Below are 19,564 nucleotides of genomic sequence, written 5' to 3'. Positions count from 1 at the left end.
CCGGCGGCCCGCCGGGAGTGAAATCCTCCACTCCGCCCTGCCCCCGGCCGGTGCCCCGGTGCGACGATCGCGGCGGAACCCGGGGACCGCGAACGCGGCCTCGAGGAAGGAGAGAGTCATGGTGGAGTCCACCCCGACCGAGGTGACCGCCCTCTACGGCGGGCCGGCCACCCGGCGGGTCCGCACCCGCGACCTGATCGCTGCCAAGGAGCGCGGCGAGCGCTGGGCGATGCTCACCTCGTACGACCAGTACACCGCCTCGATCTTCGACCAGGCGGGGATTCCGGTGCTGCTGGTCGGCGACTCGGCGGCGAACAACGTGTTCGGCTACGAGACCACCCTGCCGGTGACCGCCGAGGAGCTGCTGCCCCTGGTCCGCGCGGTGGTTCGGGCGACCCGGCAGGCGCTGATCGTCGGTGACCTGCCCTTCGGCTCCTACGAGGAGGGGCCGACGCAGGCGCTGCGGACCGCGGTGCGGTTCATGAAGGAGGGCGGCTGCCACGCGGTGAAGCTGGAGGGCGGCCGGCGCTGCGCCGCCCAGATCGAGGCGATCGTCGGGGCGGGCATCCCGGTGATGGCGCACATCGGCTTCACCCCGCAGAGCGAGCACACCCTGGGCGGCTACCGGGTGCAGGGCCGCGGCGACACCGCCGAGGAGGTGATCGCCGACGCCCGGGCCGTGGCCGAGGCGGGCGCCTTCGCCGTGGTGCTGGAGATGGTGCCCGGTGAGGTGGCCAAGCGGATCACCGCCGAGCTGCGCATCCCCACCGTGGGCATCGGCGCCGGCCCGGACACCGACGGGCAGGTGCTGGTCTGGCAGGACATGGCCGGGCTGCGCACCGGCAAGGCGCCGCGCTTCGTCAAGCGCTACGCCGACCTGGCCGGCGCGCTGACCGACGCCACCCGCCGGTTCGCCGAGGAGGTGCGCGGCGGCGAGTTCCCCGCCGCCGAACACACCTTCTGACCGTACGCCGGGCGGCGCGGCTGTCGGCCGCGCCGCCCGCACCGGTCAGACCACGCAGAACTCGTTGCCCTCCGGGTCGGCCAGCTGGACCGAGTAGTAGTCGTCGTCCGGCGCGTCCATCCCGCCGAGCACCCGGGCGCCGAGCGCGGTCAGGCGGGCCACCTCGGCGTCCACGCGGGACCGCCGGTCGGCCAGCGGCACCCCGCGGCCGCCACCCACCTTCAGGTCGATGTGCAGCCGGTTCTTGACCGCCTTGGACTCCGGGACCGGCTGGAACCAGATCCGCGGGCCGCCGCCCGTCGGGTCCTCCAGCCGGTCGGCGCAGTCGCCGTCGCCGAGTTCCTCCGCCGGGATGCCCACCGAGAGGTACCAGTCCCGCCAGGTCGGGTGCCCGTCCGGCGGTGGCTGCGGCCGGTAGCGCAGCGCCTCCGCCCAGAACGCGACGAGCCGCGACGGCTCCCGACAGTCGATCACCAGTTGCCATTCCATGCGGCGATGGTGCCGCACGGGTACGACGGTCAGAGGTCGGTGACGCGGATGCCGGCGTGCGCCTTGTAGCGCTTGTTGATCGCGATGAGGTTGGCGGTGAACGCCTCGATCTGGTGGGCGTTGCGCAGCCGGCCGGCGTAGATGCCCCGCATCCCCGGGATCCGGGCGGCGAGCGCGGCGACCACACCCACCAGGTCCCGGTCCTCGGTGCAGATCAGCACGTCCAGGTCGATCCGGTCGACCTCCGGGTCGGCCAGCAGCGGCGCGCTCACGTGGTTGAACGCGGCGCAGACCCGGGAGTCCGGCAGCAGCCCGGCGGCCTGCTGCACGGCGCTGCCCTCGGCCACGGTCAACGCGTACGGGCCCTGCTTGTCGAAGCCGAGCGGGTTGACGCAGTCGATGACGATCTTGCCGGCGAGCGGGGCGGCCAGCGCCGCCACGATGGCGGCGTGCCCGTCCCACGGCACCGCGATGATCACCACGTCGCTGCGGCGGGCGACCTCGTCGTTGTCCGCGCCGGAGACCGTGGCACCGGCCGGCACGCCGGGCAGGGCGGCGATCTCGGCGGCGGCCTGGGCGGCCCGGTCGGCGGCGCGGGAGCCGATCAGCACGGTCTGCCCGGCGCGGGCGAACCGGTAGGCGAGACCCCGCCCCTGGTCGCCGGTGCCACCGATGATGCCGACGGTCAGCCCGGAGACGTCGGGCAGCGTGGTCGCGTCGTAAGCCATGCGCTCATCCTCGCAAAGGTCACCGCCCGGCAGCGCGGCCGGGCGCTGTGACAATCCCCGCCTCACGCCCGCTCGAAGGCCACCTTGCGCTGGGCCGGGTCGGCGGCGGTCAGGCGGACCCGGACGCGCTCGCCGAGCGGCAGATCACCCGTGCAGCGGCCGCGCACCGGCGGCTCGTCCAGGGCGACGGTGCCGCCGGGCGGGCGGCCCGCCCGGCCGTTGCCCGTCGGCCGCGGCTCGTCCACGTCGAGCACCGCCGCCTCGAAGGTCTCCCCCACCCGGTGCGCCAGCAGCACCGCCTCGGCCAGCTCCACGGCGCCCCGGGTGGCCGCGGACGCGGTCCGGTCGGTCGTCGCCATCACCTCGGGCAGCTTCGGCAGCGCGGCCCGCACGTGCTCGGGCACCTCCCGGCCGTCGTGCAGGGCCAGGCACACCTCGGTCGCGTACCGGTCGGCGAGCCGGCGCAGCGGCGCCGTCACGTGGGCGTACGCGGCGGCCACCCCGCCGTGCTCGGGCTGCTCGGGCACCTGCCCGTCGAACGCCGTGTACGCGGCCCCGCGCATCAGCTCGGCGGCCTGGTCGACGAAGGCCGCCGCGCGGGGCTGCGAGGCGTCCAGCCCGGCGAGCACCGCGCCGACCGGCGTGCCGGCCGGCCAGGACACGCCGAGCGGCCCGGCGGCCAGCCGCAACCGGTCGACCGCCTCCGGCCGGGGTGGCGGCATGGTGCGCAGCAGCCCGATCCGCCCGGCCAGCATGAGGTCGGCGGCGGCCATCCCGGTGAGCAGGGAGATCTGCGCGTTGTGCTCCTCCATCGGGCCGGGCCCGCGCAGCACCAGCCGCCAGCCGTCGCCGTCCGGTTCGACGTCCTGCTCGGGCAGCGGCAGGTTGATCGCGCCCCGGCGCAGCCCGCGGGCGGTGAGCAGGGCGCCGATCTCGGGCAGCAGGGCGATCGGCTCGGGCAGCCGGCCGGCGTCGGCGTCGCGCTGCACCCCGGAGTAGTCGAGCTTGGCCCGGCTGCGCACCCGGGCCCGCTCCAGCGTGACGGCGACCGTGGCGCCGTCGGCGTCGAGGTCGATGGTCCAGAGCACCGCCGCCCGGTCGGCGTCGGGCAGCAGGCTGGCCGCTCCCTCGCTGAGCGTGTGCGGGTGCAGCGGCACGTTCCCGTCGGGCAGGTAGACGGTCTGCCCCCGGCGCCAGGTCTCCGCCTCCAACTCGCCGCCGGGGCGGACGTGGGTGAAGACGTCGGCGATCGCGTACCGGACGCGGAAACCGCCACCGGGCCGGCGGGCGAGGTGCATGGCCTGGTCGAGGTCACGCGAGGTCGCCGGGTCGACGGTGACGAACGGGATGTCGGTCCGGTCGGCGACGGCCGGCAGCGGCGCGGCGGCGGCCGCGTCGGCCTCGCGCTGCGCCGCGGCCGGGAAGTCTTCGGGAAGTCCCAGCTCGCGGCGCAGCGCGCCGAAGTCGATGCGGGGCGCCAGTACGCGTCGGATCACCACGGGGTCAATCCTGACAGCGCCCCGCGTGATCCGCTCACCGGCCGGTGGCTCCCGGTCGGTGCGCGGCGTCGGATGCCCCGCGCCGGAGTCGCCGCCGGCGGTGGGCGCAGGTCAGCGCGCGGTCCGCGCGGTGCCTCCCGGCTTGGCCGTGGACCGGCCGGCCACGACCCGCGTGCCGGCCGGCTTCCGGGCGGCGGTGAGCCGCTTGTGGGTTCCCGTCGAGGTGCTCGTCCGGGCTTCGACGGGGCCGACCGACGAGGCCGCGGAGGTGGCCTTGCGGCCCGCCGATTTGCGGGCCGTGGCGGACGAGGTGCCGGTGGCCTTCCTGGCCGGCGCCTTCTTCGCCGCCGCCTTGCGGGCGCCACCGCTCGGGCGGCTCACGGCGGCCTTGGCGGCGGTGGTCTTCTTCGCCGGGGCCTTCTTCGCGGGCGCCTTCTTCGCGGCGGTCTTCTTCACCGCGGCGGTGGCCTTCTGCCCGGTGGAGGTGACCTTGCGGGCGGCGGTGGTCTTCTTCGCCGGGGCCTTCTTCGCCGCCGTCGTCTTCTTCGCCGCCGTCTTCTTCGGCGGGGCCTTCTTCGCCGCGGTGGTCTTCGCCGCCGCCGTGGTGGTCTTCCGCGCCGGCGCCTTCTTCGCGGCGGCGGTCTTCCTCGCGGCCGGAGCCTTCTTCGCGGCGACCGTGGTCTTCCGGGCCGGGGCCTTCTTCGCCGCCGTGGTCTTCCTGGCGGCCGTGGTCTTCCTGGCGGGCGCGGTCTTCTTGGCGGGCGCGGTCTTCTTCGCGGCCGCGGTGGTCTTCTTGGTGGTGGCCTTCGTGGCGGGCGCCTTCTTGGCCGTGGTCTTCGTGGCCGGGGCCTTCTTCGCCGGCGCCTTCCGGGCGGCCGACACGACCTTCTTGGCGGCGGTCTTCCGGGCGGCCCCGGTCTTCGCCGGCACCCGGCCGGCACCGGCGCCGGAGGCGTTCGGGGACGCCTTGGTCACCGTCGTCGTCCTGCCCGCGGTGGTCCTCTTCGCGGTCGTCCGTTTCGCGGTCGGGCGGGGGGTGGCCTGCTGTGCTTCGGCCATCTCGGTTCCCTTTCCTGGGGACGTGCTCGCGCCCTCGCGGAGCACGGATCACCTCGACGCGGGCCGTCCCGCGCCGTCTACCTGTCCTCCCCGGCCCAACGGGCGTCCTCGGCTTCCCACGCTTCGTTGCGCTCCCGCACCTGTTGCAGGGCGTTCTCCGCGTCGGCGGCTGAGGCGTACGGTCCGAGAACGTGCTTCGCGGGGCACACGTCGGCATCGGTCTCGACCCGGTGGTGTCGCGTGCACCAGTAGTAGCGCCCACCACGTCCGTCGTCGCTCATGCGATCACTGTGCACCGTGAACCGCCCGGCCGCCACCGGAACGCCGTAAATAGTCGCCGATGTCCTCCACATTAGACCTGGTCAGGGCGGTGCCGTGCGGGAACGGCGAAAGACGGGGCAGCCGGCTGCCGGGTCGGTGTCGGACAATCCCCGGGTGCGCTTCGGGGGAGGACGGTCGGCCCGCCTGCGCCGCCGGCTGGCGGTGGGGACGGCGCTGGCGGCTCTCGTGGCGGTCGGGCTCGCGGTGGGGGTGCCGCTGCTGCGGGACCGGTCCCAGCATCGGCTGGAACGGCGGGCCGACCGCGAGGTGACGGCCACCGCCCAACGCACCCGGGCCGTCCTGCTGGCCGAGCCGTCGGCCCGGGAGGCGGACCTGCGGCGCGCCGCCGGCACCGTCGACGGCGTCGAGGTCCTCACGGTGGCGGCGGGCGTCGCCGAGGTCCGGCTGGTCTTCCGGGTGCGCGTGGCGAAGACCGCCGCGTCGGTGTTCGGCTGGCAGCGGGCCGACGCCGACGGCTGCTTCGCGCAGGTGGTGCGCCGGGGGAACAGCCCCGCCCCGCTGGAGCGGCTGCCCTGCCCCCACTGACCGGGGCCTCCCCCGAACGGCCGGTACCCGTAAGGTCCGCTTCCCGCCAGGATCACCGCTCATGATCACCACGATGGCCGGCACGGGGGCGTGTCCGGAGTGCGGCGCGGCGACGGTGTCGATCCGCGAGGCGCTGCCCTGGTGCGCCGGTTGCGAATGGAACCTCGACGGCTACGACCGGGCGCGCCAGCAGCCGGAGCTGGGCTGGTCCTGGATCGACCGGCGGACCTACCGGCTGGCCGCCCGGTTGACCCGCCAGCAGTACGCCACGCTGGTCGGCCGGCCGTTGGCGTCGACCGGGTGGGGTGTCGCTGACGCGCTGACCGTCGGCGTCTCGCTGCTGCTCCTGGTCGGGGTGCTGGCCCTGGCGGTGACCGGGGTGTGGCTGCTGTTCGCGTACCCGTTCCCGAACTTCGCGGTCATGGTCGGCCTGGCGCTGATCGGGCTGGCGGCGGCGCTGCGACCCCGCTTCGGCCGCGTCCCGGCGGACGTGGAGGTGCTCACCCGCGCGGAGGCGCCCGAACTGCACGCGCTGGTCGAGGAGGTGGCGAGCCGGATCGGCGCGCCGGTGCCGCATGTGCTGGGGGTGAACGCCGACGTCAACGCGTACGCGACCGCGGTGGGGCTGCGCCGGCGACGACTGCTCTGCCTCGGCCTGCCGCTGTGGGGCGCGCTGGACGGGCCGGCCCGGGTCGCGCTGCTCGGTCACGAGCTCGGCCATTTCGTCAACGGCGACGTGCGACGGGGGCCGCTGACCCAGCCCGCGCTGACCATGCTCGGCTCCGCGGCCGACCTGTTCCGCCCGGTGCCCGGCACGCACGGGGCGGGCCTGGTGGTGCTGATCGGCGAGTGGCTGGGCCGGATGGTGTCCTGGACGCTGTCCCGGGTCCTCTTCGTCGGTCACCTGACGCTGGCCGCGACCGCGCTGCGCGGCAGCCAGCGGGCCGAGTACCTGGCCGACGAGATGTCCGCCCGGGCCGCCGGCACGACGGGCGCGACCCGCCTGCTCGACGTCATGCTCAGGACCGACTCGGTGGCGCTGGCGGTGCGCCAGGGGGCCCGGGGCGGACACGGGCCGGAGGCCTGGCGTGCCGGGACGGCCCGGTCGCTGGCCGCCGCGGCCGACCGGCTACCGCTGCTGCGGCAGCTCTCCGTCCGGGAGGAGACGTCTCTGTTCGCCACCCATCCCCCGGCGGGCCTGCGCCACCGGATGCTCACCGCGCGGTCCTGGCAGGACCCCGCCGTGGTGCTCACCGAGGCCCGGACCGAGCGGATCGACGCGGAGCTGACCCGGCACTACGAGCGGGCCGGTCGGATCGTGGCCTGGGAGGGCTGACCCCGCCCGGTGCCGCGCCGTCACGGATCGGCCGGCGGGCTCAGGCCGGTGACGGGACGGGCTCCGGCACGGGTGCGGTGGCCGGCGCCGGCCGGGCCGCGGCGACGGCGTACGCCACCGCGTAGGGGGTGCAGGCCAGGTAGAAGACGGGCTCGACGAGCACCCGGTCGGTGATGAGGAACCGTTCCCAGGCGGTGGGCCGGGGCAGCCCGAGCGACGAGTCGGTCCAGCAGGTGAACAGCCAGAGTGGGGCCGAGACCCGGTCCACCGTGTCCGCGGGCAGGCCGCCCGCGACCGGCCCGGCGGGGGTCGCCGGGATGGCCGAGACCACCGCCAGGACGACCGCGGCGTCGGCCGCGACAAGCGCGCCGAGGACCCCGACGGCCCAGGCCAGACGGGTCCGTCCCCGGCGGGCGAGGATCCCCGCGACCCAGAGGGCCGGCACCAGCAGGGCGAGCCAGAGCAGCAGACCGGGCACGGCGCCCGGCACGCCCCGGTCGTTCCGGCCCGCGAGCGCGGCGAGGACCACCGTCACGGTCAGCCCGATCGGCAGCACGACGCCGAGCGCGGTGGCCAGCGGTCCGGTGCGTACGGTCCGCCGCGCGGCCCGGGTGACGAGGAGTGCGAGCAGCACGCCCGCCCCGGCGGTCAGGCCGGACCAGAGCGGCAACTGCGCCGCGGTCGCCCAGGTGACGCCGGCGCCGAGCACGGCGTACGCCAGGCTCATCACCACGGCGGCGACCGCGACGGCCGCGACGCACGCCGGCGGGGCGAGCAGCAGCACCCGGGCGGTACGCCGCAGCCGCCGCTCCGGCACGGCCCGGTCGACGACCGGGGCGCCGACCCGGCTGGCGGCCAGGCTCGCGGCGAAGCCCAGCATCCGCCACCGCTGTCCGCGCCCGGCCAGGACGCGCAGTTCGGCGTCCCACTCCCGGACCAGTTCGTCGCGCAGTTCCGCCGGCCAGCGCCTCGCCGCCGCGCGCAGCAGCACCGCGGCCAGCCGGCGGGTCACCACGCCGGGGCTCCGGTCGGCTCGGCCCCGCCCCGCGACGGCCTGCCCTCGGGGGCGAGGGCGCGCAGCTCGGCGAGCGCCAGCCGGGCGGCGCGCACCCCGTCGCCGGTGAGCCGGTAGTAGCGGCGGGCGGGCCGGCCGGCGGCGACCGGGTCGATGTCCTCCCACTCGGCGGCGAGCCAGCCGGCGGCCCGCAGCCGGTGCAGCACCGGGTAGAGCGTGCCGCTGGGCAGGTCCGTGAGCCGCATGAGGTCGAGCCCGTAACGCGGCGCCTCGGGGTCGGCGAGGAGCGCGGAGAGCACCCTCGCCACCGGGATCGTCATCCGCATGGAGGCACTGTATCGGAACTCTACATAGGTGCGCCGGCCCGCCGGCCGCCCGGCTAGTCTCGCCGGCATGGTTCCGCACCGGCTCGACCGCGCCACCGCCCGCCGGGTCGCCGTCCGCGCCCAACTGCTCGACGCGCGCCGCCCCACCGACCTGCTGGCGCTGGTGGACCGGTTGACGTTCCTCCAGATCGACCCCACCGCCGCGATCGCCCCCAACGCCGACCTGGTCGCCTGGACCCGGCTGGGCGCCGGCTACCGGCCCAGCGACCTGACCCGGGCGCTGGAGCGGGACCGCAGCCTGTTCGAGCACCGGGCCATGGTGCGGCCGATGACCGACCTGCGGCTGCACCTCGCCGAGATGGCCGCCTGGCCCGAGCCGGGTCGGCACCGCGACTGGCTGGCCGCGAACGACGCCTTCCGCCGCTACGTGCTGGACCTGCTGCGCGACGCCGGTCCGCTGCTCAGCCGCGACGTCGAGGACCGGAGCGCGGTCCCGTGGCCTTCGACGGGCTGGACGAACAACCGCAACGTCACCCAGATGCTGGAGTTCCTCGCCGCACGCGGCGAGATCGCCGTCGCCGGCCGGGTCGGCCGGCAACGCACCTGGGACCTCGCCGAGCGGGTCTACCCGCCCGGCACGCCGGCGGTTCCCGCCGAGGAGGCCCGCCGGCTCCGCGACGAGCAGCTGCTCCGCTCGCTCGGCGTCGCCCGCCCGCTGGTGGTCGGCGAGGCCGGCGAGCCGGCGGAGATCGAGGGTACGGCCGGCGCCTGGCGGGTCGATCCGGCGGCGCTCGACGGCGCGCCCTTCGCCGGGCGCACCGCGCTGCTCTCCCCCTTCGACCGGCTGGCGCACGACCGGAGGCGCGCTCTGGAGCTGTTCGACTTCGACTACCGGCTGGAGATGTACGTGCCGCGGGCCCAGCGGCGCTGGGGCTACTTCGCGCTGCCGGTGCTGCACCACGACCGGCTGGTGGGCAAGGTGGACGCGACCGCCGACCGGAAGGCGTCGGTGCTGCGGGTCGACGCGGTCCACCAGGACGTGCCGTTCACCGCCGAGTTGGCCGCCGCCGTGGACGCGGAACTGTCCGCGCTGGCCGCCTGGCTGGGCCTGGCCGGCGGCGTCCGTCGACAGTGAGGGGTCGGCGCGGGCCTAGCCGACGACCTGCTGGAGGAAGGCGGCCAGGTTGGTCGTGGTCCGGTCGATCTTCTCGGCGAGCGTGATGGACTCTTCGAGGCGTCGTCCGGCGTTCTTCTTCCCCCGCAGGTAGAGCGAGCAGGCGAGGTCGGTGCAGAGGTAGCTGCCGACCGAGTTGCCGGCCCGGCCCTCCCGCCCCGCCTTGCGGGCGGTCATCAGCGAGACGCCGTCCCCGGTGTGGGTGGTCAGGCAGAGCGAGCACATGCTCCGCCGGACGTGCCCGGCCTGGGGCGCCACCCGCAGGACCACCCCGAGCAGCCCGGTGCCGGACCCGGCGACCAGGTACGCGCGCTCGGCCGACGCGGGGTCGCGCCAGCCGAGGAAGTCGAGGTCCGCCCACGGCCGCTCGGCGAGATCCCGGGGCAGGGCCAGGCGTTTCGCCTCGCCCTTGGTGCAATTGACGAAGGAGGCCCGGATGTCGGGCTCGGCCAGGGGTGTCATAGGCGCTAGTCTAGACCCTCTAGATAGAGAACTAGAGCACCTAGATGTGGAGTGGGACACATGGCCCGTACCGGGTTGACTGTCGAACGCCTGACCCTGGCGGCGGCGGAGATGGCCGACGAGGTCGGCTTCGAGAACGTGACCGTCTCGGCGCTCGCCCGCCGGTTCGGGGTGAAGGACGCCAGCCTGTACTTCCACCTCAGGAGCGCCCAGGAGCTGCGGGCCCGGGTGGCCGTGCTGGCCCTGGCGGAGATGGCCGACCGGGCCGCCGACGCCCTCGCCGGCCGGGCGGGCAAGGACGCGCTGGTGGCCTTCGCCAACGCCTACCGCGGCTACGCCATCGCGCACCCCGGCCGGTACGCCGCGGCCCAGCTGCAACTCGACCGGGAGACGGCGGAGGCGAGCGCGGCGCGGCGGCACGCGGAGATGACCCGGGCGATCCTGCGCGGCTACGAGCTGGCCGAGCCCGACCAGACGGACGCGGTACGCCTGCTGCACAGCACCTTCCACGGCTACGTGTCGCTGGAGCGGGCGGGCGGCTTCCGCCACACCCCGCGGACGACCGACGCCACCTGGTCCCGCACCCTGGACGCCCTCGACGCCCTGCTGCGGAACTGGCCGCGGTGACCTGAGGGCTACCCGAGCGGCCGGCGGACGGCCAGCAGCGCGATGTCGTCGGCCGGGTGCTCGGTGTCCAGGGTCGCCATGACGGTCGCCGTCACGGTGTCGACCGGGGCCAGCGGAACGGCCTCGGTCAGCCGGGCCACACCGGTGTCGAACAGCTCCCCGCGCCGCTCGACGAGGCCGTCGGTGTACGCGACCAGGACCGAGCCGGGTGGGAAGTCGAACGTCGTGCTGTGCCGCCGCTGCTGCTGGCGGCCGGCGCCGAGCGGCGGATCGATGTGCGCCGCCACCACCGTGTTCGGGCAGCCGGGCCCGGCCAGGACGGGACGCGGGTGGCCCGCCACCGAGACGCACAGCGTTCCCCGGTCGGGCGAGATCATCGCGTACAGGGCCGTGGTCAGGCTGCCGGCCTCGAAGTGGACCACCTTCCGGTCGAGCAGGGTGAGCGCCTCCGCCGGGTCGTCGCAGACCAGCGCGTAGGCGCGCAGCGCGCTGCGTACCCGGCCCATCACGACGGCGGACTGGAGCCCGTGCCCGGAGACGTCGCCGACGACGACACCCACCCAGCCGGAGGGCAGGGTGAAGACGTCGTACCAGTCGCCGCCGACACCGGAGGCGTGGCCCGGGACGTACCGGCCGGCCAGCTCCAGGCCGGGCAGGTGGGGCAGCTCGGTGGGGATGAGGCTGCGCTGCAGCGCCAGGGCGGCGGCCTGGTCCAGCGTGTTCTCGCGGGCGCGGCTGGCCAGACTGACCCGGTCGGCGACCAGTTCGAGCAGGCGGACGTCGTCGAGGTCGAACCGCCGGGGCGTCAGGGTGCCCACGTGCAGGACCCCGACGAGCTCGCCCCGGGCCAGGATCGGCACGCCCAGCAGGGACTGCACGCCGGTCTCCAGCAGGATCGGGTTGACCACGTTGTCGGAGGTGACGGTCTGGAGGATCACCGGCTGCCGGGTGAGCGCGACCTGACCGGCGAACCCGCGCCCGACGGAGACCCGGAAACCCTGCCGGACCTCCTCCTCCAGCCCCCGGGCGGCGGTGGCCACCAGCTGCTGGGCACGGACGTCGAGCAGGAGGATCGCTGCCGTGTCGACCTGGAGCAGGTCCCGCACCCGGTCGAGCAGCTCGTCGAAGAGGTCGGCGACATCGAGTCGGGACAGCGTGGCATCGGTCACCGCCTCGATACGGCGCAACCGCTGCTCGTCCCGCATGACCTCCGCCCGGACCACGCCACGATCCTAGTTGCGCCCCCGCAAATTCCGCTCCTGCCAGCCTGCGGAACAGGCGTCCCAGGAGGTGGGCGGAACCGGACAACCGGACCGCGCGGTGACCCTCGGCTCACCGAGGTAGGTCTTGCCAGGGTCCATGCCCCGGGCGAAGTAGCGCACCCGGTAGGTCACCGACTCGCGTCTGGTCCCGCCCCGTGACGATCAAGTGGCGTTAGGAGTGCGATGGAGACGGCGAGGGCGCCGATGAGGCCACTACCTGTAGAACCCGTTGCCGGAGCTCCTCCTGTGCCGAGGGCCAGGGATGGGAGAAGGCGGCCGCTTCCAGCGATCTGGGAAAGATCCGCCGGACGCTGTCCGGGTTTCCTTCACCGTCCTCCGGTGCCTCGTACGTGACGGGTGGCCCCAGGTGCAAGGCGATCGGCATCCCCAGCCCGGAAAGGTCCCTGAGGTCGAGACCGGCCGGCCCCCTGGCGATATCTGCGGGCCTCAGCCACAGGCAGTTCACCCACGTGTAGATGGTGCGGACCTCGTCCACCGTGTCGGCCCCATCCGGCGCCACCCCAAACACCGACGCCACGCAAACAGGGCGCGGCCCCGGTTCGCGGGTGACCTCAGTCCGGAAGGTTGGGTCGCGTTCGAGCACCTCGACGACCCGCGTGGCGAGCCGGTCGCGCAACGGTCCAGGCGGCAGCTTCCGCCCGTCACGCCCGGACATCGACCACACGACGAAGACGCCCGCCGCCGCGACGAGCAGCAGCGCCGACACCAGCACCGGCCATCGACGCATGGGCGAGCCTCTCTGTCCAGTTCACGCGAGCCACCGTGGGGGGTTGGTACGAGGACCTTATCGAGGAGACCGAGGGCGAGTTCGACAGCTTGATCGTGACGGTTCCGTGCTGCGAGACGGCAGTCGCGCTGGACACCCTGAAGTTCGACTGGCCCAGCGGCTTTGCTCGCTTCGAGATTGCAGTCGCCAACCCGGCTCGCGCGGAGTACGAGTTCACCCCCGACGAGATCGGCGCGGTCGAGGCCATCCTGGGTCACCCACTCAGGCAGGTCGTCTCGCACATCTAGCTGACGGGCTGCCTACAGTCCGCGCCAGGTTCACGAGCGGCCCGGTTGGCACGGTCGAACCAGCTCCGGGCAAGCTCCGTCGTCGCTCCACCGTCACAACAGGTAGCCAACGCTAAGGGCTGTGTGTCACCCATCAAGTGACGCCACCGTGTAACGCATCAAGCGGAGCACGACAGCCGGCTGCCGGCGAGGCGGTTCAAAAAAGCAGGTCAGCCACCATGTGACGGCGGCTGACCTGGTGGGCGACGGACGAGTCGACCTGTACGCCGGATTCTGTCACCGGCACGCCCCGAAGGGCGGCCGGCGGCGGCCATCCATCTCGGCCTACCGTCGCCGGCAGGCTCCAGCGGCCTACCCGCAGACATCGGGCGGGCCGCCCTCAAGCGTCTGCGCGAACCGTCATCTTGCGGTGACGGCTCTTTCTTGGCCTTGCTCCGGGTGGGGTTTACCGAGCCATCCCGGTCACCCGGGATGCTGGTGGGCTCTTACCCCACCGTTTCACCCTTACCGTCCCGTTTAGGGAGCGGCGGTCTGTTTTCTGTGGCACTGTCCCGCGGGTCACCCCGGGTTGCCGTTAGCAACCACCCTGCCCTGTGGAGTCCGGACGTTCCTCGGCGACGGGCCACAGCCCGTCGACGCGACCGCCCGGTCGACTCGTCCGTCGCGCTCTCCATCCTAACGACGAGCGACCCGCCCCCATTTCCACCCCGCGACCCGCGTCCTTCCGGCGTTGATCAAGAGGTTCGCGTCGCGGGGAGGCCGGATCCCGACGCAAACTTCTTGATCAACCAGGCGAAGGCGCGCGGGGGCCGGGGGCGGGGGTTCTGCGGGGGCCGGGTGGGCGGGCTAGCCTGCGGGATCATGGAGCTCTCCGACGTCGCGCTGCTGATTGCCGCCGGTCTCGCCGCGGGCACGGTGAACGCGGTGGCCGGGGGCGGCTCGCTGATCACCTTCCCGGCCCTGATCGCGATCGGCCTGCCCCCGGTGCCCGCCAACGTCAGCAACTCGGTGTCGGTATTCCCCGGTTACGTGGCAAGCGTGGCGGGCAGCCGGATGGACCTGCCCCGTGGGCGGGCGCTCTGGCCGCTGCTGCCCACCGCGGTGGCCGGCACGGTCGTCGGTTGCGTGCTGCTGCTGGCGACCCCGGCACGCGCGTTCGAACTGGTGGTGCCGTTCCTGGTGCTGGGCGCGACCGCGGTGCTGGCCTTCCAGGACCCGCTGCGCCGGCTGGTCGGCCATCCGGCCGACCTCGCCCCGCGCCGCCGTACCGTCACCGTGCAGGCCATGGTGGCGCTGGGCACGGTGTACGGCGGTTACTTCGGCGCGGCCCTCGGGGTGATGCTGGTGGCCGGCCTGGCCCTGGTGCTGGACACCACGCTGGCCCGGGTGTCGGCGATCAAGAACCTGCTCTCGGCCGTGGTGGGGCTGACCACGCTCGTGGTGTTCGCGCTGTTCGGCCCGGTCGACTGGGCCGCGGTCGCGGTGGTGGCGCCGGCCACCCTGGTCGGCGGGTACGTGGGCGCCCGGCTGGTCCGCCGGCTCCCGCCGGTGGTGCTGAAGACCCTCATCGTGGTCTTCGGCACCGTGATCGGTCTCTACCTGCTCTACCGCGCCCTGGGCTGACCGACCGTGGGAGGGGCCCCGGCGAGGGGCCCCTCCGCGGGATCAGTACGCCTCGCCGACCGGCTCCTCCGGCGCGTGCTCGTTGCGGCGGGCGGCGGAGTTCCAGCGGGACCAGAGCACCCGCTCGCCGTAGCCGGCGGCCATCACGTGCGCGAAGGCGAGGTAGACCAGCACGCCGACGGCGAGCACCCCGAAGCCGACCCAGAACGGCAGGGCCAGGCCGTGCTCGGCGAGCTTGCCGGAGATGATCGGGGCCGGCGCGGCGGCGCCCCAGCGGACCAGGTTGAACGCGCCCGTGGCGACCCGGCGGTCGTGGGAGCCGAGGCCCAGGGCCAGGTCGGTGAGGTTGGCGTTGGCCAGGCCCATGAACAGGCCGGCGAGCACCAGCACCACCAGCGACATGGCGGTCCCGGTGGAGGTCGCGAAGAGCACCATGCAGACCAGCAGGCCGGCGATGGCGACGCCGACGGTCTGCACGGCGCCGATCCGGTGCGCCAGCCGGTGGCCGACCAGCAGGATGCCGGCGGCCAGGCCGAGGCCCCAGCCGGTGAAGGCCAGGCCCAGCGGGATGACGTCGAGGTGCAGGTAGAGCGGCGTGTAGCCGAGCACCACGAAGAACACGAAGTTGTAGGCGGCGGTGACCACGCAGAGGGTGACGAACGCCGGCTTGCGGTAGGTGGCGAAGATCGCGCCGAGGCGTACCGGGGGCTGCTTGTGGGCCGGTTCGCGGAGCTTGCGCGACGCGACGGCCAGCGCCAGCACCATGAACACGCCGCAGACGAAGAAGGGCAGCCGCCAGCTCACCTCGCCGAGCAGGCCGCCGATCAGCGGGCCGACGGCGAAGCCGAGACCGAGCGCGGTCTCGAAGAGGCCGACCACCCACTCCCGGTCGTTGGCGAGGTTGACCAGCACCACCATGGCGGTGGCGAAGAACATCGCGTTGCCCAGACCCCAGACGCCGCGCAGCACGGAGAGCTGCACGATGTCGTTGCTGAACGACGCGAGGATGGCCGCCACGCCGACCACCGAGACGCCGGTGACGAGCACCGGCTTGAAGCCGAACCTCCCGCTGGCCAGGGTCGCCGGGATCATGCCGACCGCCATCACCGCGATGTACGCGGTGAACAGCAGCTCGACCTGCCAGGCGGTGACCCCGATGGCCTCGCCGATGGCGGGCAGGATCGGGTCCACCACGGCGATGCCGGCGATGGCGAGGAAGGCCACCAGGGTGGTGGCGTAGATGGCACTGCGGTTGGGTTCGGATCGCCGATCCACTCCGCGCCTCCAGACAGATAGCTGTATCTTACAGGTAATTCTGTTGTATCATACAGCTATGAGGGACGACCACACGACGGGAACCGACCCGGACGCCGCCACGCTCGGCCGGATCGAGACCGAGATCGCGCTGCTCATGCGCCTCGGCGAGGCGACCCGCCGGGCCACGGGCACCGCCGAGCACCGGGTGCTGGACCGAGCGGCGTACGTGATCCTGCGGCACCTGGACAAGGCCGGCCCGCAGAACGTCTCGGCGCTGGCCGCCCGGCTGAACCTGGACGGCTCCACGGTCACCCGGCAGGTCTCCGCGATGCAGCGGGACGGGCTGATCGCGCGTACCCCCGACCCGGCCGACGGGCGCGGCACGGTGATCTCACCGACCCCGGCCGGCCTCCAGCGGATGGCCGCGGTACGGGCCGCGCGCACCCGGCTCTACGGCGACATCCTGGCCGACTGGACCGGCGACGACCGGGACACCCTCGCGAACCTGCTGCACCGCCTCAACGAGGCCCTGGACGCGCGCAACCGGCGCAGGTGACGGCAGGGGCCCCGGTCGACGCCAGGCGTCGGCCGGGGCCCCGCTCCTCAGGTCAGGCGACCGGCTCGCGAGCAGATTCGGCGTCGCGGTCCGGGCCGGGGGTGACCCGCGGGTCGCCCTCGTCGGCGAAGTAGTCGTCCGGAGTGGTGCCGTCCACCCCGTCGGCCACCTTCGCGGCCCGCAGCACCACTGTGAGCAGCGCGGCCACCGCCAGGTTGACAAGCACCGCCACGATGCCCACGTAGATCGTCTTCTTGGTGTCGAAGCCGAACTCGGAGAGCGGGAAGGCCGAGCCGGCGAAGTGCTTCTTGCCGGTCGTCGGGTTCCCGACCTGGTAGAGCATCCACATGCCGAGCCCCATGCCGGCCACCCAGCCGGCGATCAGGGCGCCGCGGTGGAACCAGCGGGTGTAGAGGCCCAGCGCCACCGCCGGCAGCGTCTGGAGGATGATCACGCCGCCGATGAGCTGGAGGTCGATGGAGAACTGCGGGTCGAGGAAGACGATGCAGGCCACCGCCCCGACCTTCACCACCAGCGAGGTGATCTTCGAGACGTTCGCCTCCTGCGCCGGGCTGGCGTCCCGCTTCAGGTACTCCTTGTAGATGTTGCGGGTGAACAGGTTCGCCGCCGCGATCGACATGATCGCCGCGGGCACCAGCGCGCCGATGCCGATGGCCGCGTACGCCACACCCGCGAACCAGTCCGGGAACTGGCTGTCGAAGAGCAGCGGCACCACCGTGTTGCCGTCCACGCTGCCGGCCTTGGCGCCGGGCAGCGGCTTCACGTTGGCCGCGATGGCCATGTAGCCGAGCAGCGCGATCAGCCCGAGCAGCAGGCTGTACGCCGGCAGCGCGGACATGTTCCGCTTGATCACGTCCCGGTTCCGGCTGGCCAGCACGCCGGTGATGCTGTGCGGGTAGAGGAAGAGCGCCAGCGCCGAGCCGAACGCCAGGGTGACGTACTGGAGCTGGTTGTTGGCGTTGAGCAGGATGCCGTCGCCGGGAGCGGGTGACGCCTTGAACTTCGCGTCGGCCGCGTCGAAGATGTCGCCCCAGCCGCCCAGCTTGTACGGCAGGTAGATGACCGCCACCAGGATCACGATGTAGATCAGCGAGTCCTTGACGAAGGCGATCAGCGCCGGCGCGCGCAGCCCGGACTGGTAGGTGTAGGCCGCCAGGATGGCGAAGGCGATGATGATCGGCAGGTGCCGGGCCAGCGCGCTGTCCCCGGTCACACCCATCGTCTTGAGCACCGCCTCGATGCCGACCAGCTGGAGGGCGATGTACGGCATGGTCGCCACGATGCCGGTGACCGCCACCAGCAGCGCCAGGATCGGCGAGTCGAACCGGTTGCGGACGAAGTCCGCCGGCGTGACGAAGCCGTGCCGGTGGGACACCGACCAGAGCCGGCACAGCACCAGGAAGACCAGCGGGTAGATGACGATCGTGTACGGCACGGCGAAGAAGCCCGCCGCCCCGGCCCCGAAGATCAGCGCCGGCACCGCCACGAAGGTGTACGCGGTGTAGAGGTCACCGCCGACCAGGAACCAGGTGATCCAGCCGCCGAAGCTGCGCCCGCCCAGCCCCCACTCGTCCAGGTGCGCCATGTCGCGTGGCGCCCGCCACCGGGCCGCCACGAAGCCCATGGCGCTGACCAGCAGGAAGAGGAGGCTGAAGACGATGATCTCGGTGAGGTGGTCGCGCCACATCAGCGGTCACCCCGCTTCTTCGTCATCTGGTAGACCAGCGTGGTGGTCCCCACGCCGAGCAGGATCCAGGCCAGTTGCAGCCAGTAGAAACGCGGGAACCCGAACAGCCGGGGCGAGTCGGCGTTGAAGAAGGCCGGGATCAGCGGCACCACGATCGGTATGAAGAGCAACCAGTTCCAGGGACTGTGGTCCTTCGCCCTGGATCGCGCCGGTGTCGGCGCCTCCGGTTCTGGTGAGGCCATGTGACACACCTCCGGGAAGTCGTAACCTGCCATGTGACGGCCGGAGGCTACGACCCTGTGAACGCGGTCACGTTCTCCCGGAGGACGGCGATGCGCCGAGCGGCCGCCCGCGTGCGCCGAACGGCCGGTGGCGGCCGGTCGGTCAGAGGTCGGACAGGTGGGCGGTGTCGTTGACCGAGCGGACCGCGACGCCGCCGTCCGGGTACAGGTCGAGCACCGAGACGCCCGCGGTGTCCAGGTAGAGCCGGTGCAGGAAGGCGTCGCCGGCCGCGAGGGCGTCGCGCAGCACCAGCTTGATCGGCGACACGTGGGAGACCACCACGACGGTCTCCCCCGGGTACGCCTTCCGCAGGCGGTCGACCGCCCGGCCGGTCCGCTCGGCGACGGCGGCGAACGACTCGCCCTCCGGCGGGGCGACGCTCGTGGAGGCCAGCCAGGCGTCCAGTTCGCCGGCCCAGCCGTCGCGCACCTCGGCGAAGGTGCGCCCCTCCCAGACCCCGAAGTCGCACTCGATGAGGTCGTCGTCGGGGCGTACCGGCGGGTTGCCGACAAGCGCGGCGATCGCCTCGGCGGTGGCCGCGCACCGGGACAGCGGGGAGGTGACCACGGCCGCGACCGACGGCGCGAGGGCGGCCACCCGGGCGGCGGTGGCCCGGGCCTGCGCCCGGCCCCGGTCGGTCAGCGGCACGTCACCGCGGCCGGAGTAGCGCTTCTGCACGGTCCGCTCGGTCTCGCCGTGCCGGACCAGGATGAGCCGGGTGGCCTCCTCGGTCGCGCGCGGCTCCCAGGAGGCCGGCGTGGTGGCCGGGTCGGTGCCGGTGGCCCGGCCGGTGGCGGCGCGCGCGGCCACCTCTCGCACGGCCGGCTCGGGGACCGCGACCTCGCGCGGCGGCTGCACCACGGGCCCGGTCGGCGCCAGGCCCGCCGCGGCGTCCATCGCCGCGTTGGCCAGCGCGTCGGCGTGCTTGTTGCGCTCCCGGGGCACCCAGCTGAACCGTACGCTGGCGAACCGGCCGACCAGCCCGGCGGCCTGCGCGGCGAGCGGCCGCAGCCCCGGGTTCTTGATCTGCCAGCGGCCGCACATCTGCTCGACCACCAGCTTGGAGTCCATCCGCGCCTCGACCTCGGCCGCGCCCAGTTTGGCGGCGGCCTCCAGCCCGGCGATCAGGCCCCGGTACTCGGCCACGTTGTTGGTGGCCGTGCCGATCGACTCGGCGCGCTCGGCCAGCACCTCACCGGTCGCCGGGTCCCGGACCACCGCGCCGTAGCCGGCCGGCCCCGGGTTGCCCCGGGACCCGCCGTCGGCCTCCACCACGACCGCGCGAACCGCCACGG

Annotated in this window: 22 protein-coding genes and 1 other RNA gene; 8 read left to right on the top strand and 15 right to left on the bottom strand. The window is 73.8% G+C overall.

The genetic code is table 11. The features are described 5' to 3' along the window. The first annotated feature begins 118 nt into the window (after positions 1–118). Complete coding sequence (gene panB, locus GA0070603_RS27900; RefSeq protein WP_091319887.1) at positions 119–964, top strand: 3-methyl-2-oxobutanoate hydroxymethyltransferase; 846 nt, start codon at positions 119–121, stop codon at positions 962–964. A 45-nt stretch (positions 965–1,009) separates the two neighbouring features. On the opposite strand, the gene GA0070603_RS27895 is transcribed toward panB, so the two are convergent. The 5 genes from GA0070603_RS27895 to GA0070603_RS27875 form a co-directional block, all read right to left on the bottom strand. Continuing rightward, positions 1,010–1,453 (bottom strand): VOC family protein, encoded by a 444-nt coding sequence (locus tag GA0070603_RS27895; protein WP_091319885.1) that lies wholly within the window; start codon positions 1,451–1,453, stop codon positions 1,010–1,012. Between the two features lie 29 nt (positions 1,454–1,482). Further along, entirely contained in the window at positions 1,483–2,181 is a 699-nt protein-coding gene (gene npdG, locus GA0070603_RS27890) for an NADPH-dependent F420 reductase (protein WP_091319884.1), read from the bottom strand. A gap of 62 nt (positions 2,182–2,243) precedes the next feature. Continuing rightward, the gene (locus GA0070603_RS27885) at positions 2,244–3,680 is read right to left on the bottom strand and encodes an RNB domain-containing ribonuclease (RefSeq protein WP_091319881.1); all 1,437 of its coding nucleotides are present in this window, start codon (positions 3,678–3,680) and stop codon (positions 2,244–2,246) included. 111 nt (positions 3,681–3,791) lie between these two features. Beyond that, positions 3,792–4,655, bottom strand: coding sequence for a histone (locus GA0070603_RS27880; protein WP_341864945.1), 864 nt, complete (start codon positions 4,653–4,655; stop codon positions 3,792–3,794). A 161-nt stretch (positions 4,656–4,816) separates the two neighbouring features. After that, positions 4,817–5,020, bottom strand: coding sequence for a hypothetical protein (locus GA0070603_RS27875; protein ID WP_187399692.1), 204 nt, complete (start codon positions 5,018–5,020; stop codon positions 4,817–4,819). 154 nt (positions 5,021–5,174) lie between these two features. Here GA0070603_RS27875 and GA0070603_RS27870 point away from each other — a divergent pair, with 154 nt between their 5' ends. Both GA0070603_RS27870 and GA0070603_RS27865 read left to right on the top strand, forming a co-directional pair. Continuing rightward, a complete protein-coding gene (locus GA0070603_RS27870) occupies positions 5,175–5,606 on the top strand; it encodes a hypothetical protein (RefSeq protein ID WP_139131944.1) in 432 nt (143 codons plus the stop codon). A 61-nt stretch (positions 5,607–5,667) separates the two neighbouring features. Further along, a complete protein-coding gene (locus tag GA0070603_RS27865; protein WP_091319871.1) occupies positions 5,668–6,942 on the top strand; it encodes a M48 family metallopeptidase in 1,275 nt (424 codons plus the stop codon). A gap of 40 nt (positions 6,943–6,982) precedes the next feature. Here the strand turns inward: GA0070603_RS27865 and GA0070603_RS27860 are convergent, their stop codons facing one another. Together GA0070603_RS27860 and GA0070603_RS27855 are read right to left on the bottom strand one after the other, a co-directional pair. Then, positions 6,983–7,957: a hypothetical protein gene (locus GA0070603_RS27860; RefSeq protein WP_244282626.1), complete on the bottom strand. Its 975-nt coding sequence runs from the start codon at positions 7,955–7,957 to the stop codon at positions 6,983–6,985. Then, the gene (locus GA0070603_RS27855; protein ID WP_091319868.1) at positions 7,951–8,283 is read right to left on the bottom strand and encodes a PadR family transcriptional regulator; all 333 of its coding nucleotides are present in this window, start codon (positions 8,281–8,283) and stop codon (positions 7,951–7,953) included. Before GA0070603_RS27855 ends, GA0070603_RS27860 begins: the two co-directional genes overlap by 7 nt. A gap of 67 nt (positions 8,284–8,350) precedes the next feature. On the opposite strand from GA0070603_RS27855, the gene GA0070603_RS27850 reads away from it, so the two are divergent. Beyond that, entirely contained in the window at positions 8,351–9,418 is a 1,068-nt protein-coding gene (locus tag GA0070603_RS27850) for a DNA glycosylase AlkZ-like family protein (protein ID WP_091322364.1), read from the top strand. Between the two features lie 15 nt (positions 9,419–9,433). Here GA0070603_RS27850 and GA0070603_RS27845 read toward each other — a convergent pair whose 3' ends face one another. Then, complete coding sequence (locus tag GA0070603_RS27845; RefSeq protein WP_091319863.1) at positions 9,434–9,919, bottom strand: FBP domain-containing protein; 486 nt, start codon at positions 9,917–9,919, stop codon at positions 9,434–9,436. Between the two features lie 60 nt (positions 9,920–9,979). On the opposite strand from GA0070603_RS27845, the gene GA0070603_RS27840 reads away from it, so the two are divergent. Then, positions 9,980–10,546 carry a TetR/AcrR family transcriptional regulator gene (locus GA0070603_RS27840; protein ID WP_091319862.1) on the top strand — a complete coding sequence of 189 codons (567 nt, stop codon included), beginning with the start codon at positions 9,980–9,982 and terminating at the stop codon, positions 10,544–10,546. A gap of 8 nt (positions 10,547–10,554) precedes the next feature. Here GA0070603_RS27840 and GA0070603_RS27835 read toward each other — a convergent pair whose 3' ends face one another. Further along, the gene (locus GA0070603_RS27835; protein WP_244282625.1) at positions 10,555–11,769 is read right to left on the bottom strand and encodes a PP2C family protein-serine/threonine phosphatase; all 1,215 of its coding nucleotides are present in this window, start codon (positions 11,767–11,769) and stop codon (positions 10,555–10,557) included. 211 nt (positions 11,770–11,980) lie between these two features. After that, positions 11,981–12,556, bottom strand: coding sequence for a hypothetical protein (locus tag GA0070603_RS27830; protein ID WP_139131943.1), 576 nt, complete (start codon positions 12,554–12,556; stop codon positions 11,981–11,983). 35 nt (positions 12,557–12,591) lie between these two features. Here GA0070603_RS27830 and GA0070603_RS27825 point away from each other — a divergent pair, with 35 nt between their 5' ends. Further along, the gene (locus tag GA0070603_RS27825; protein ID WP_091319860.1) at positions 12,592–12,843 is read left to right on the top strand and encodes a hypothetical protein; all 252 of its coding nucleotides are present in this window, start codon (positions 12,592–12,594) and stop codon (positions 12,841–12,843) included. A 246-nt stretch (positions 12,844–13,089) separates the two neighbouring features. Here GA0070603_RS27825 and rnpB read toward each other — a convergent pair. Beyond that, an RNA gene (gene rnpB, locus GA0070603_RS27820) (RNase P RNA component class A) lies at positions 13,090–13,500 on the bottom strand. Positions 13,501–13,704: 204 nt separating this feature from the next. Here rnpB and GA0070603_RS27815 point away from each other — a divergent pair. Next, positions 13,705–14,466 (top strand): sulfite exporter TauE/SafE family protein, encoded by a 762-nt coding sequence (locus GA0070603_RS27815; RefSeq protein WP_091319859.1) that lies wholly within the window; start codon positions 13,705–13,707, stop codon positions 14,464–14,466. A 42-nt stretch (positions 14,467–14,508) separates the two neighbouring features. On the opposite strand, the gene GA0070603_RS27810 is transcribed toward GA0070603_RS27815, so the two are convergent. Further along, positions 14,509–15,741: an MFS transporter gene (locus GA0070603_RS27810; protein WP_091319858.1), complete on the bottom strand. Its 1,233-nt coding sequence runs from the start codon at positions 15,739–15,741 to the stop codon at positions 14,509–14,511. Between the two features lie 58 nt (positions 15,742–15,799). Between GA0070603_RS27810 and GA0070603_RS27805 the strand changes: the two genes are divergently transcribed. Next, positions 15,800–16,279, top strand: coding sequence for a MarR family winged helix-turn-helix transcriptional regulator (locus GA0070603_RS27805; RefSeq protein ID WP_091319857.1), 480 nt, complete (start codon positions 15,800–15,802; stop codon positions 16,277–16,279). Between the two features lie 52 nt (positions 16,280–16,331). Here GA0070603_RS27805 and mctP read toward each other — a convergent pair whose 3' ends face one another. From mctP to GA0070603_RS27790, 3 genes are all read right to left on the bottom strand, one after another. Next, entirely contained in the window at positions 16,332–17,987 is a 1,656-nt protein-coding gene (gene mctP, locus GA0070603_RS27800; RefSeq protein WP_091319856.1) for a monocarboxylate uptake permease MctP, read from the bottom strand. After that, entirely contained in the window at positions 17,987–18,229 is a 243-nt protein-coding gene (locus tag GA0070603_RS27795; protein WP_091319852.1) for a DUF3311 domain-containing protein, read from the bottom strand. Before GA0070603_RS27795 ends, mctP begins: the two co-directional genes overlap by 1 nt. Positions 18,230–18,371: 142 nt before the next feature. Next, complete coding sequence (locus GA0070603_RS27790; RefSeq protein ID WP_091319850.1) at positions 18,372–19,562, bottom strand: bifunctional RNase H/acid phosphatase; 1,191 nt, start codon at positions 19,560–19,562, stop codon at positions 18,372–18,374. Positions 19,563–19,564: the final 2 nt, after the last annotated feature.

Origin of the sequence: Micromonospora chersina (genome assembly GCF_900091475.1) — a bacterium.
GTDB classification, from domain to species: Bacteria; Actinomycetota; Actinomycetes; order Mycobacteriales; family Micromonosporaceae; genus Micromonospora; species Micromonospora chersina.
Note: the sequence above shows the minus strand (reverse complement) of the source record. Positions and strands in the feature narration are given on the sequence as shown.